This is a genomic window from Nocardioides agri (assembly GCF_013778305.1).
In the GTDB taxonomy this organism is placed as follows: Bacteria; Actinomycetota; Actinomycetes; order Propionibacteriales; family Nocardioidaceae; genus Nocardioides; species Nocardioides agri.
Window position 1 is genome coordinate 3,295,088 of the sequence record NZ_JACEIC010000002.1, and the last position, 12,085, is coordinate 3,307,172.

Consider the following 12,085-nt stretch of genomic DNA (forward strand, 5'->3'; position numbering starts at 1 on the left):
AGGTTGTCGCCATGCGGCGCGACCACTGGAAGCGGTACAACGAATCGCTCGACCCCGCCACCGACTACGTCGAGATCTACGGCAAGGTCGTCGGCCACGAGTTCCCCTGGGACATGAACCAGTCCCTCGGGTTCGCGCTCTTCCGCACCTACGCCGTCCCCGGCATCGGGCGGCTGCTCGACGAGACCGGGGAGTTCACGCTCCGCCCGCAGAAGCGGTACGACGACACCGCGCTGCTGCTCGAGCCGCCGTACCGCCTCGGCTTCGACGAGCCGGAGGCGAAGGCCGCGATCCGGCGCATCAACCAGATGCACCGGGCCTACGACATCCCCAACCACGAGCTCCGCTACGTGCTCAGCACCTTCGTCGTCGTCCCGAAGCGCTGGCTCGACGACTTCGGCAAGCGGCCGCTGACGCCCACCGAGGTCGAGGCGAGCGTGCAGTACTACCGCGCCCTCGGCCGGCACATGAACATCAAGGACATCCCCGAGACCTACGCCGGCTTCGAGGAGCTCATGGACTCCTACGAGGCCGAGCACTTCGGGTACGACGAGGGCGGCCGCCGGGTCGCCGACTCCACCCTGGCGCTCATGGTGGGCTTCCAGCCGCGGGTGGCCCGCCCGGTGATGGGCATCTTCAGCCGGGCGCTCATGGACCCGCCGCTGCGCGCGGCCTTCCGGTACGACGCCCCGCCGGCCCCCGTGGTCGCGGTCTCGCGGGGTGCCCTGAAGGCCCGCGGTCTCCTGTTGAGGCTGTTCCCGGCGCGGCGCGACCCGAAGCTGATCGAGGACCTGCCGCAGATCCGCAGCTATCCCGACGGCTACGAGATCGAGCAGCTCGGCACCTTCCCGGTCCCCGGCGTCGCCGGGTGCCCGGTGCAGCACCGCGCGTAGCAGCTCACTGCAGCAGGCCCGGCAGGCCCAGCTCGTGCCGGCCGGTCTCGACGTGCGTGGCGTCCGGCGTCAGCGGGTGGAACTTCGCGGCCCGGATGTCGCGGTAGGCACGTTCGACGACCGAGCCTCGGAAGAAGGCCGGTCCTCCGGCCACGTCCATCGCGACGTCGCAGACCTCGATCCCGGCGCGGGCGACCTCGGCCTTGGCGATCATCACGGCGAGGTAGGTCTCGTGGGAGGGCGTCGGGTCGTCGCCGACCGCGTCGAGCGCGCCGTCGAGCGCCCACGACGCCACCTGCAGCGCGTGCTTCATCTGTCCGAGCTGGCGCTGCACCAGCACGTTGCCGGACTTCGCCGCGGCGGCGGCGCGCGCCTCGGCGTACGCCGCCTCGGCCACGCCGAGGTAGACCCCGCTGACGATCGGGAACGCGATGCTCGAGATGACCTGGAGCGGGCCGTCGACCACGCCGTAGGGCCGGTTGGCGAGGACCCGCTCGTCGGGGACGAAGACGTCCTCGATCGTGATGTCGTTGCTGGCGGTGCCGCGCATCCCGAGGGTGTTCCAGTTGTCGGCCACCGTGACGCCCTCGGCGGCGACCGGGACGGCCAGGTTGAGCACCCGGCGCCCCTGCTCCGGGTCCTCGTAGGTGAACATCGTCGACAGCACGGTGCCGTGGTGCGACTGGCTGGCGAACCGCTTGGTGCCGCTCACGCGGTAGCCGCCGTCGACCTTGACGGCCTCGCCGCGCGGGTGCGTGTAGTCGCCGCCGCCGGTCGAGACGAGCAGGATGCCCTCGTCGGCCACCCGGCGCAGCGTCGCCTCCGCCCCGGGCAGCCCCCGTCGGTAGCGCCAGGCGGTGAACGCGACGACATGCTGGTGCATCGCGCTCGCCAGGGCGGTGGAGCCGCAGTGGTGGGCGAGCTCGCGCTGCAGGTCGGTCAGCTCGCGGATCGTGGCGCCCTCCCCGCCGAGCTCGACGGGTACGGCGGCGGTGAGCAGGCCGGCCGCGCGGAGGGCGTCGTACGACTCGGCGACGAAGGTCGCCTCCGCGTCGTGCCGTGCTGCGTGGGCGGCGAGCTGGGGTCCGACGGCCGCTGCCCGGGCGGCCAGGTTCTGGGTGGTGGGCTGGGTGAGTGTGGTCATGGATCCAGGCTCCGACGGCCCGCGGTCGCCCACTAGTGCACGATCGCGACCCAGGTGGTCCAGATTCGCGACTACCGCTCCGGCGGCGACGGGGCGACCATGGACCATGCCTGACTACGGGGACTTCTGTCCGGTCCAGATGACCGCCGAGGTCGTCGCCGACCGCTGGACGCCGTTGATCGTCCGCGAGCTGGTGCTCGGCAACACCCGCTTCAACGACATCGCCCGGGGGCTGCCAGGGATCTCGCGGTCGCTGCTCGTGCAGCGCCTGCGGCACCTCGAGAAGAACGGCGTGCTCGAGACCTGGCCCTCGCCGACCGGGCGGGGCAACGAGTACCACCTCACCCCGGCCGGGCGCGACCTCGAGCGCGTGATCGACAGCTTCGGCCGGTGGGCGATCGAGTGGCTCTTCGAGGACATGCGCCCCCACGACGTGCAGCCGACGACCCTGATGTGGTGGATGCACCGCCGAGTGGACCCGTCCCGGTTCCCGCCCCGGCGGACCGTCATCGAGTGGCGGCACACCGGGTCGGCGCCGGAGGTGATCTGGCTCGTGCTCGACCGGCAGGAGGTGTCGGTCTGCATGGTGCACCCCGGATTCGACGTGGACGTCATCGTCTCCGCGACCACCGCGACCTTCGCCGACGTCTTCCAGGGCTTCAGCACGTGGCAGGAGGCGGTCGACGACGGCCGGATCGACGTCGCCGGACCGCCGCGCCTGGTGTCGGCGCTGCCGCGCTGGTTCCTGTGGAGCCCCTGGGCGGAGGTGACCAGGGAGCGCGCCCAACGGGCCCGGGCCGAGAACGGCGCCGTGGCGACGACGTAGGACCGTCACCAGGAGGATCCCGGTCGCCCCGACGGAGCGCCGATGCGGGGCGCTCAGGTTCGCCGATTACCCTCGACTCCCGTGATCCGTTTCGAGAAGGTCGTCAAGACCTACCCCGGCCAGGACCATTCGGCGCTGGACAACGTGACGGCCGACATCGAGAAGGGCGAGTTCGTCTTCCTCGTCGGCACCTCGGGCTCCGGCAAGTCGACGTTCCTGCGCCTGGTGCTGCGCGAGGCGCGGCCGACCTCGGGGCGCGTCTACGTCGCGGGCAAGGAGATCAACCGGCTGGCCAGCTGGAAGGTCCCGCGGATGCGGCGGCAGATCGGCACCGTCTTCCAGGACTTCCGGCTGCTCAACAACAAGACCGTCAGCGAGAACGTCGCGTTCGCGCTCCAGGTGATCGGCCGCTCCCGCTCGGAGATCACCAAGGTCGTCCCCGAGACGCTGGAGCTGGTCGGCCTCGACGGCAAGGGCGATCGGATGCCCGACGAGCTCTCCGGCGGCGAGCAGCAGCGCGTGGCGATCGCGCGGGCCTTCGTCAACCGGCCGCAGATCCTCATCGCCGACGAGCCCACCGGTAACCTCGACCCGGCCACGTCGGTCGGGATCATGAAGCTGCTCGACCGGATCAACCGCACCGGCACCACCGTGGTGATGGCCACCCACGACGCGGGCATCGTCGACCAGATGCGCAAGCGCGTCATCGAGCTCGAGCACGGCCGCCTGGTCCGCGACCAGGCCGAGGGCGTCTACGGCTTCCAGCACTAGCCGCGACCCACCCGCCCCCCGCCGTACCTCCTGAAAGGTCTGCACCCCACCCCATGCAGCTGCGTTACGTGTTCTCCGAGCTGGGCCAGGGCCTGCGCCGCAACCTGTCCATGCACATCGCGGTCATCCTGACCCTCTTCGTCTCGCTCACCCTGGTCGGGCTGGGCGTGCTCCTCAACCAGCAGGCCGACAAGGCCGCCCAGCACTGGGGCAGCCAGCTGCAGATCACGGTCTGGCTGTGCAAGGAGCGCGACGACAACCCCGCCTGCACCGGCGAGGTCACCGACGCGCAGAAGGCCGACATCGACGCGGTGGTGGGGGCCAACCCGGAGGTGGCCGACCACCACTTCGAGTCGCAGGAGGAGGCCTTCGAGAAGGTCAAGGAGCTCCTCGGCCCGGAGAAGTTCGACGGCCCCAACCCGGCGGCGACCGCCGAGGACATGCCGCAGTCGGTGTGGATCACGCTGAAGGACCCCGAGGAGTACGAAGGGATCACCAGCGCCGTCGTCGGCCTCGACGGCGTCTCCGGGATCCGCGACATGCGCGACGTGCTCAAGCCGATCTACGGCTCGATCAACGCCCTCCAGTGGGCCGCGCTCGCCACGGCCGCGTTCCTGGTGTTCGCGGCGCTGCTGCTGGTCGGCAACACGATCCGGCTGGCGGCGTTCGCGCGGCGCAAGGAGATCGGCATCATGCGCCTGGTCGGCGCCTCGACGCTCTACATCACGCTGCCGTTCCTCCTCGAGGCGATCGTGACCGCGGCCATCGGCGTGGCGCTCGCCGGCGGGGCGCTCGCGGCGTTCATGTACTTCGGCATCGAGCAGCGCGCGGCGACCGGTCTGGCCTTCATGCCGTGGATCGGTCGGGACGAGTACCTGGTCGCTCTGGGGGCGGTCGCGATCCTCGGTCCGGTGCTCACGCTGCTTCCGACACTCGTGCTGACACGCAAATACCTCAAAGTGTGATCCCGGCGGGTTAACGTCGTCGCGTTCTCTTCCCCGAACACGAAGGCAGCCCGGTGCGTCTCTTCCCCCGTACCGTCAGCCGACGCTTGGTCGCGGCCACCGCCGCGTGCACCCTGGCGCTCGGCACAGTCGGCGTCCCGCTGGCGTTCGCGAACGACGGCTCCAAGCTGCGCGACCGCCAGAAGCACACCCACCAGCAGGTGCGGCACGCGCAGCACTCGCTCGACGAGTCCAGCGGTCAGCTCCGCCGGGCGCGCGCCCGGCTGACCGCCGCGCGGGACCAGCTACGCGCCGCGCGCGCGGACTTCGAGCGGGCCAACACCAAGCTGGCCGCGGCGCGGGTGCGCGACGACGAGATGCAGGTCCGCCTCGACGCGGCCGAGCAGCGCTTGACCACCGCCCAGCAGGAGCTCGCGGCGGGCCGCGCCGCGCTGGTCGCGCAGCGCGACCAGCTCACCGACACGATCACCGACATCTACGAGCAGGGCGACCCCGAGCTGCTCGCGTTCTCGGCGCTGCTGCGCAGCGAGACGACGGCCGACCTCACCCGGCAGGCGGAGGCGCGCAACGCGATCGTCGGCCGGGAGGCGCGGGCCTACGACGACCTGGACGCCGCCGAGGAGCAGCTCGCGGAGCGTGAGGCCGAGGTCGAGGACGCCCGCGACGGCGTCGAGGTCGAGCGTGAGGCGGCCGCCGCCCACCTCGTCGAGATGGAGACGCTGCGCCAGGAGAAGCGCGCCGCGAAGCAGAGCGTCCGCACGCTGGTGGTCAGCCGGTCCGACGCGCGCCGGGACGCGCGCAAGGCCCACGCCCGCGACCGGCGCGAGCTGCGCAAGCTGAAGAAGCGCGAGGCGCACATCAAGCAGCTGATCCTGGCCCAGGCGCGCCACTCCCACGGCGGCTACCGCGGCTCCACCAACGGCCTGATGATCCGCCCGGTGCCCGGGTCGGTCACCTCGTCGTACGGCTACCGCGAGCACCCGATCTACCACTACTGGGGCATGCACGACGGCACCGACTTCGGCGTCTCCTGCGGCGAGGGCATGCGCGCGGTCGCCAGCGGCACGGTGATCTCGAAGTACTACTCCAGCGTCTACGGCAACCGCCTCTACATCTCGCTCGGCACGATCAACGGCGCCAACGTCACCGCCGTCTACAACCACGCCACCAGCTACCGCGTCGGCGTCGGTGAGCACGTCGACCAGGGCGAGGTGGTCGGGTACGTCGGCTCGACCGGCTGGTCCACCGGCTGCCACCTGCACTTCACGATCCTGGTGAACGGCAACGCCGTCGATCCGATGAACTGGCTGCCCTGACGTCGAGCCTCGAGTCGACGTGATTCCGGTTGCTCCCTGCTGAGAGAATGGTGGGATGGCCAGGGAGCAGGGGCGCAAGCTCGTCGCGCAGAACAAGAAGGCGCGCCACGACTACCACATCGAGGACACCTACGAGGCCGGCCTGGTCCTCCAGGGCACCGAGGTGAAGTCGCTGCGGCAGGGTCGGGCGTCGCTGGTCGACGGGTTCGTCGAGATCGACCGCCACGAGGCGTGGCTGCACGGCGTCCACATCCCGGAGTACTCCCAGGGCACCTGGACCAACCACTCGGCGCGCCGCAAGCGCAAGCTGCTGCTCAACCGGGTCGAGATCGACAAGATCGAGCGCCGGGTGAGCGAGAAGGGCCTGACGGTCGTGCCGCTCTCCCTCTACTTCAAGGACGGCCGCGCCAAGGTCGAGATCGCGCTCGCGAAGGGCAAGAAGTCCTGGGACAAGCGGGCCTCGCTCGCCGAGCGGCAGGCCAACCGGGAGAAGGAGCAGGCCCTCGGCCGGCACCTGAAGGGCATGAGTGACTGACCACCCGGACGTCGCCGACGTCCGGAGCTTCTGGGAGGGCCTGGGCCTGCCCGGGCTCTTCGACGTCCACGTGCACTTCCTGCCGCCGAGCATCCAGCGGGCCGTCTACGCCGTCTTCGACGCGGCCGGGCCGAAGATCGGCCGCGAGTGGCCGATCCGCTACCGCCAGGACCACGCCGAGCGGGTCGACATCCTGCGCGCGATGGGCGTGCGGCGCTTCCCGACGCTGCCCTACGCGCACAAGCCAGGCGTCGCCGAGTTCCTCAACGACTGGGCCGCGGGCTTCAAGCGCGACGTGCCCGAGTCGCTGTGGTCGGCGACGTTCTACCCGGAGGAGTCGGCGCCGGCGTACGTCGCCGAGCGGGTCGCCGCCGGCGTCGAGGTCTTCAAGCTGCACCTGCAGGTGGGGGAGTTCCACGTCGACGACCCACTGCTCGACGGCGTCTGGGGCCTGCTCGAGGACGCCGGCACCCCGGTGGTTCTGCACGCCGGCTCCGGGCCGGTCGGCAACGAGTTCACCGGCCCGGCGTCGACTGAGCGGCTGCTGCGCCGGCACCCGCGGCTGCGGCTGGTGCTCGCTCACATGGGCGCGCCCGAGTGCGCGGAGTTCCTCGCGCTGGCGGAGCGCTACGACGAGGTCCGGCTCGACACCACGATGGTGTTCACCGACTTCTTCCCGGCGTACCCGGTGGAGCTGGTGCCCCGGCTGCGCGACATCGGCGACCGGATCCTGCTCGGCAGCGACTTCCCGACGATCCCCTACCCCTACGCACACCAGCTCGACGGTCTGGCCCGGCTCGACCTGGGCGACGAGTGGCTGCGGGCGGTCTGCTGGCACAACGGCGCGGATCTCTTCGGCGCACATCCCGACTGAGGCGATCGGGTACCGACCCGACATGGGTGGAGACAGCATTCGCATCAGGCAGCGGCAGACCGCCGACCGTCCCGAGCCGGTCCGCGCCGAGGGCGTCCCGGACGAGGAGGGGATGACCGAGGCCGACGTGGAGGAGCGCGTCGACCAGGCTCCCGACGAGCACCTCAGCCGGCCCGACCAGCCGGACTTCGATCCCGAGGAGCGGCGGCCGTACAACGACCCGCCCGCCGAGTGACTCAGGCGACGGGGGTGAGCGTCCCGGTGACGCTCACCGGCCCCGCGCCGTCGGCGGCGTTGTAGCTGAAGCTCAGGCCGCGCGTCGGACCGGTCGCGCCCGTGTACGTCGCCGTCGCACCCGGCGCCGCGAGCGTGAACAGGTAGTCGATGGGCATCGAGGAACTCGTGCAGGTCGCCATCGGGTCGGCCGGGCCCACGCCACTCGAGATGTAGGTGGTCATCACCGCGTTGATCGTGCTCTGCGTCGTCAGCGCCGGTGTCCCGGTCCCGCTCGCGGGGTCGAAGCCCGTCAGCGAGAGCGCAGCGTCCTGGGAGGTCGGCGTGTCCCCGGAGGGGAGGATGCCGCCGGTGTCCGTGTAGTTCGTCGACATCATCAAGGTGCAGGGGAACATGAACCCCGGCAGCGAGCTGTTTCCGAAGCTGGTCCAGGTGCCAGAGCCGTTGTCGCGCCACTCGCCGGCCGTGCTCGTCGGCACCAGATGGAGGTTCAGCACCTGGGTGAGCGTGCCCGTGGGCACCAGCGTGCGGCTGATCGTGACGGTGCCGACCAGCGCCTTGGGCGCCGTCGGGCCGGTCGGGCCGGTCGGGCCGGTCGGACCCGTGGGATCCGTCGGCGTCGGACCCGTCGGACCGGTCGTACCGCCGGGGACGGCGTCGTTGTCCTTGAGGGGGACGGTGAGCGGCTTGGCGCCGCGCACCTGCGGAGAGGTGAGGGTGATCGTGAAGGTCTCGGCGTCCTCGTGCACGGCGTCGTCGAGGACCGCGACGGCGATCCGGCCCGTCCTCTTGCCCTTCTTGATCCTCACGGTGCCGGAGGCGGCCGTGTAGTCCGAGCCGGCCCGAGCGGTGCCGTCCTTCGTGGCCCAGGCGACCTTGATGGTCTGCGTGGCCTTCTTCGACAGCTTCAGGGTGACCACCGCCTGGCCGCCGTTCTCGGCCACCGCCTCCGACGCAGCGGTCAGCCGGGGCTTGGCGGGCGGCCGGGCGCCGGCCGGGGCGATGGTGGACGAGGTCAGCGCGACCGTGGTCAGCACCGAGAGCATGAGAAGGGTCCTGCGGGCCATGGCCGACAAGGTAGGGGAATGTGATGTGCCTTCGCGGCGTTTCCCCCGTACGATCAAGGCACAACTCAAGAGGGGCTGATCGGTTTCGACTTGGGACGTTAGTTCCAGGGGAAGCGGGTCGAGGAGCCAGCGACATCTCGTAAACGACCGCTGGAATCTATAACTGCCAACAACCAGCGCAGTTCCTTCGCTCTCGCCGCCTGACGCGGTGATCGAAGCGTCCAACCGAGTATCTGTCTCCGGCTCGGACCTGGGCGTCATCTAGGAGACTTGCTGCTCAACTCCTGCCAGGAGGGTTGAGCGGGACTCTTTCCTGACTGAGCCTGTCGTGGACGTGTCAGTGCGAGCCACGGGGCCGAGAAAAGCGATAGCGCTGACTGCACCCGGAGAAGACCTGGATCGACGCTCGAGGACCGGGGTTCGATTCCCCGCAGCTCCACCAACCAACATGGAGTGTTCGCGAATAGGCGGCACTCCGCTTCGCGAAATTCCGTAAGCGCGAGATCTCCACTGATCACCTCTTGGGACTGAAGCCGCGCCGGCTCAACAGTCGGCGCGGCTTGGCTCGTCAGCGCACTCCAACTCTGCCGGTGAGTTTTGGGGCGCCGAGCCGGCAGAACCTCTACCGACGTTGATGTGACGCGCGGGTGCGCTTCATCGCGGCATGTGAGTGCGCTTGCTCTGTCACGTCGGGCGAAGGTGACAGCCTCCCCAGCCGCCGTCGGGCGGCCGGGGAGGCTGTCGCGGTGCTGCGACCACCCCTCCTGACGACGGGTGTCTGGTCGCTATCGGTCAACGTGCCGCAGCCGCGATGACCTTGAGGACCTTGCCGGGCTTGCTGAGCATCGGGACGTGCGAGGAGTTCACCTCGACCGTCGTGGCGCCGGCGCGCTCGGCCATCACACGCTCGGCCGCAGTCGGGATCGTCTTGTCCTGCTTGGCGACGACGTACCAGCTCGGGATGGTCTTCCAGGCCGGCTCGTCGGACGGCGTCGCAAACGTCGCGAGGGCGGCTGGCCGCTGCGAGGCGGCGAGGAACGCGGCCTCGCGCCGGGGCAGGTCGGCGGCGAAGAGCGACCGGAAGGCGGCCGGGTCGATGTAAGCGTCGGCGTTGCCCTCCCCGGCTCCCGGGAACGGCCGGATCACGAGGTGGTCGCCGATCGTGGGGTGGCCACCACCGAGGACGCTGGCGTCCTGCACGGTCTCGCCCTCGTCGAGAGCGAACGCCGCGACATAGACGAGTGCCCGCACGTCGGGGTCCCCGGTGGCGGCGTTGGTGATCACCGCACCGCCGTAGGAGTGACCGACGAGGACGATCGGGCCGGGGATCGTGTCGAGGAAGCTGCGCAGGTAGGCGCTGTCGTACTGGACGCTGCGCAGCGGGTTCGAGAACGCGACGACCGGGTAGCCCTGGTCCCGGAGCTCGGGTGCGATCTTCGACCAGCCGCTGGAGTCGGCGAAGGCGCCGTGCACCAGGACGATGGTGGGCTTCGGGTCGGACGCCGGGACGGCGACCGCGGTCGAGGCGCTGGTGAGCGCCGGGACTGTGGCGGCGAGCAGGGCGGCGGCGACGCCGGCGGACTTCAGTCGGTTGAACATGGTGGTTCTCCTCTTCTCTGGTTTCTGTGGTTTCAGCCCGCGACGGCGTCGAGGGATCGGGCGATGAATGCGGCGACCGCCTTCGGCTGGGCGATGAAGGCGACGTGGCTGGCGTCGATCTCCTCGGTGTTGGCCCCCATCCGCTCGGCCATGAACCGCTGCGCCTCCGGGGCGATGGCGTTGTCCTGGCTGGACACGAGGTACCAGCTCGGCTGGTCCGTCCAGCCGGCGTAGGTGAGGTTCTCGCCCGCGGCGGCGGCGGCCAGCGGACGCTGCGACACCGCCATGACCGCGGCTACGTCGGTGGGGAGGTCGGCGGCGAAGGTCTCCTGGAACCGGGCTTCGTCGATGACGAGCTCGGGTCCGCCGACAGCGCCGACGGCGTCGTACGGCGCTCGCACGGTGCTGGCGAGCAACGGGGCCGGGAACGGCTCCTGGACGCTGCCGATGCTCTCGCCGACAGCCGGTGCGAAGGCGGCGAGGTAGACCAGGCCGCGCAGGTTGGCCAGGCCCTCGGCGGCCTGGGTGATGACCGCGCCGCCGTACGAGTGTGCGACCAGGACGACAGGGCCGTCGACGGATGCGGCGGCCGCGCGGATGGTGGCCGCGTCGGTGGCGACGCCCCGCAGCGGGTTCGCGGGCGCAAGGACCCGGTAGCCCTCGGCGGTGAGCTCGCGGACGATCCCGGCGAAGCCGGAGGCGTCGGCGAACGCGCCGTGGACCAGGACGGCGGTGGGGGTGGACGTGGTGTCCATGGTGGTTCCCTTCGGTCTGACTTGACAATGTCAAGTGGTGTTTCCAGAACCATGCACCGGGGCACTGAGCGTGATCGCCTCGACGATGTCTGCGGCGCCGGCGCGCGCCACCTACGATGGCCAGCCAGGACGAATCGCGTTCGGCGCCTTTGACGCGACCGACCGCAGGCAGGCGGACCTCTGGTCAGTGAACGCGAACGGGCACCACGTGCACCGACTCACTGACGCACCCGGGCGCGACATCTGCCCGGCATACTCCGCAGACGGACGCCGCACCGCCTTCTGCAGCGACCGAACAGGTGCGTTCGAGATCTGGGTGATGGACGCCAACGGCAACCATGAGCGCCAGGTCACGGACCTGAAGACCTCCGCGGTGTTTCCTGACTTCTCACCGGACGGAGACCAGTTGGTGTTCTCGGCAGAGCCGGACGGCGGCGGGACCACGGACCTCTGGAAGGTGTCCGTCCTCGGCGGAGATCCGATGCAGCTCACCGACACGTCGGAGTCGTTGGAGGAGGACCCCGTCTGGTCACCGGACGGCACGAAGGTCCTGTTCGTCCGCATCGCCAGCGACTTCTCCAGCGGCCAGTTGTGGACCAAGGACGTAACCACTGGAGAGGAGACCCAACTCACCTTCGACCCGACCGTCAACGACCAGACGCCGGACTGGAGCCCGGACGGCACACGCATCGCGTACGCCGCCGACGACGACATCTGGCTCATGAACGCCGACGGCAGCGCGCAGACCAACCTCACCCACAGCCCAGACCTGGAGTTCGGTACCGCCTTCTCGCCTGACGGGACCAAGATCGCCTTCACCGGATCCGGCGGCCCGGTCACCGCGGGGGAACGGTACGTCCAAACCATCCGCACCGACGGTTCTGGACGCCGCGTCGTCTCACCCACGCCTCGGCTGCTGCAGGCCGTCCCCGCCTGGCAGCCCCACGGCGGCGCCTGAGCACCCTGCGTCGACAGCGGCCAACGTCGTCACGGCCACCTACGACGTCGACGCCGACCATGCGTTCCATCTGCTGAGGCGGCTCTCGAACACCCACCCCGTGGCTCGGGGGTCACCGGATCTCCTCAATCTGGGTGACAGCGGGCGA

Annotated in this window: 13 protein-coding genes and 1 other RNA gene; 10 read left to right on the forward strand and 4 right to left on the reverse strand. The window is 70.3% G+C overall.

Annotated features, from left to right (window positions below; genetic code table 11):
* Positions 1-11 precede the first annotated feature (11 nt).
* The gene (locus tag HZF07_RS20545) at positions 12-893 is read left to right on the forward strand and encodes an oxygenase MpaB family protein (protein ID WP_157344182.1); all 882 of its coding nucleotides are present in this window, start codon (positions 12-14) and stop codon (positions 891-893) included.
* A gap of 4 nt (positions 894-897) precedes the next feature.
* Here HZF07_RS20545 and HZF07_RS20550 read toward each other — a convergent pair whose 3' ends face one another.
* Positions 898-2,037, reverse strand: a complete 1,140-nt coding sequence (locus HZF07_RS20550) for an acyl-CoA dehydrogenase family protein (protein WP_157344183.1) — start codon at positions 2,035-2,037, stop codon at positions 898-900.
* A gap of 106 nt (positions 2,038-2,143) precedes the next feature.
* On the opposite strand from HZF07_RS20550, the gene HZF07_RS20555 reads away from it, so the two are divergent.
* The 7 genes from HZF07_RS20555 (at position 2,144) to HZF07_RS20585 (ending at position 7,559) form a co-directional block, all read left to right on the forward strand.
* Positions 2,144-2,863 (forward strand): winged helix-turn-helix transcriptional regulator, encoded by a 720-nt coding sequence (locus HZF07_RS20555; RefSeq protein ID WP_157344184.1) that lies wholly within the window; start codon positions 2,144-2,146, stop codon positions 2,861-2,863.
* 81 nt (positions 2,864-2,944) lie between these two features.
* The gene (ftsE, locus tag HZF07_RS20560) at positions 2,945-3,634 is read left to right on the forward strand and encodes a cell division ATP-binding protein FtsE (protein ID WP_181645443.1); all 690 of its coding nucleotides are present in this window, start codon (positions 2,945-2,947) and stop codon (positions 3,632-3,634) included.
* A gap of 53 nt (positions 3,635-3,687) precedes the next feature.
* Complete coding sequence (gene ftsX / locus HZF07_RS20565) at positions 3,688-4,599, forward strand: permease-like cell division protein FtsX (RefSeq protein ID WP_157344187.1); 912 nt, start codon at positions 3,688-3,690, stop codon at positions 4,597-4,599.
* Positions 4,600-4,652: 53 nt separating this feature from the next.
* Entirely contained in the window at positions 4,653-5,915 is a 1,263-nt protein-coding gene (locus HZF07_RS20570) for a M23 family metallopeptidase (protein WP_181645444.1), read from the forward strand.
* 55 nt (positions 5,916-5,970) lie between these two features.
* The gene (smpB, locus tag HZF07_RS20575; RefSeq protein ID WP_157344191.1) at positions 5,971-6,450 is read left to right on the forward strand and encodes an SsrA-binding protein SmpB; all 480 of its coding nucleotides are present in this window, start codon (positions 5,971-5,973) and stop codon (positions 6,448-6,450) included.
* Positions 6,443-7,324: an amidohydrolase family protein gene (locus HZF07_RS20580; RefSeq protein ID WP_181645445.1), complete on the forward strand. Its 882-nt coding sequence runs from the start codon at positions 6,443-6,445 to the stop codon at positions 7,322-7,324. Before smpB ends, HZF07_RS20580 begins: the two co-directional genes overlap by 8 nt.
* A 22-nt stretch (positions 7,325-7,346) precedes the next feature.
* Complete coding sequence (locus tag HZF07_RS20585; protein WP_157344193.1) at positions 7,347-7,559, forward strand: hypothetical protein; 213 nt, start codon at positions 7,347-7,349, stop codon at positions 7,557-7,559.
* A gap of 1 nt (position 7,560) precedes the next feature.
* Here the strand turns inward: HZF07_RS20585 and HZF07_RS20590 are convergent, their stop codons facing one another.
* On the reverse strand, positions 7,561-8,625 hold the full coding sequence (locus HZF07_RS20590) for a Calx-beta domain-containing protein (RefSeq protein WP_157344195.1): 1,065 nt from the start codon (positions 8,623-8,625) through the stop codon (positions 7,561-7,563).
* A 71-nt stretch (positions 8,626-8,696) separates the two neighbouring features.
* On the opposite strand from HZF07_RS20590, the gene ssrA reads away from it, so the two are divergent.
* Positions 8,697-9,067, forward strand: a transfer-messenger RNA (tmRNA) gene (ssrA, locus tag HZF07_RS20595).
* Between the two features lie 350 nt (positions 9,068-9,417).
* On the opposite strand, the gene HZF07_RS20600 is transcribed toward ssrA, so the two are convergent.
* Both HZF07_RS20600 and HZF07_RS20605 read right to left on the reverse strand, forming a co-directional pair.
* Positions 9,418-10,224: an alpha/beta fold hydrolase gene (locus HZF07_RS20600; RefSeq protein WP_157344197.1), complete on the reverse strand. Its 807-nt coding sequence runs from the start codon at positions 10,222-10,224 to the stop codon at positions 9,418-9,420.
* A gap of 32 nt (positions 10,225-10,256) precedes the next feature.
* Positions 10,257-10,979 (reverse strand): alpha/beta hydrolase, encoded by a 723-nt coding sequence (locus HZF07_RS20605; protein ID WP_157344199.1) that lies wholly within the window; start codon positions 10,977-10,979, stop codon positions 10,257-10,259.
* Between the two features lie 70 nt (positions 10,980-11,049).
* Between HZF07_RS20605 and HZF07_RS24615 the strand changes: the two genes are divergently transcribed.
* The gene (locus HZF07_RS24615) at positions 11,050-11,937 is read left to right on the forward strand and encodes a TolB family protein (protein WP_157344201.1); all 888 of its coding nucleotides are present in this window, start codon (positions 11,050-11,052) and stop codon (positions 11,935-11,937) included.
* The last annotated feature ends 148 nt before the right edge of the window (positions 11,938-12,085 follow it).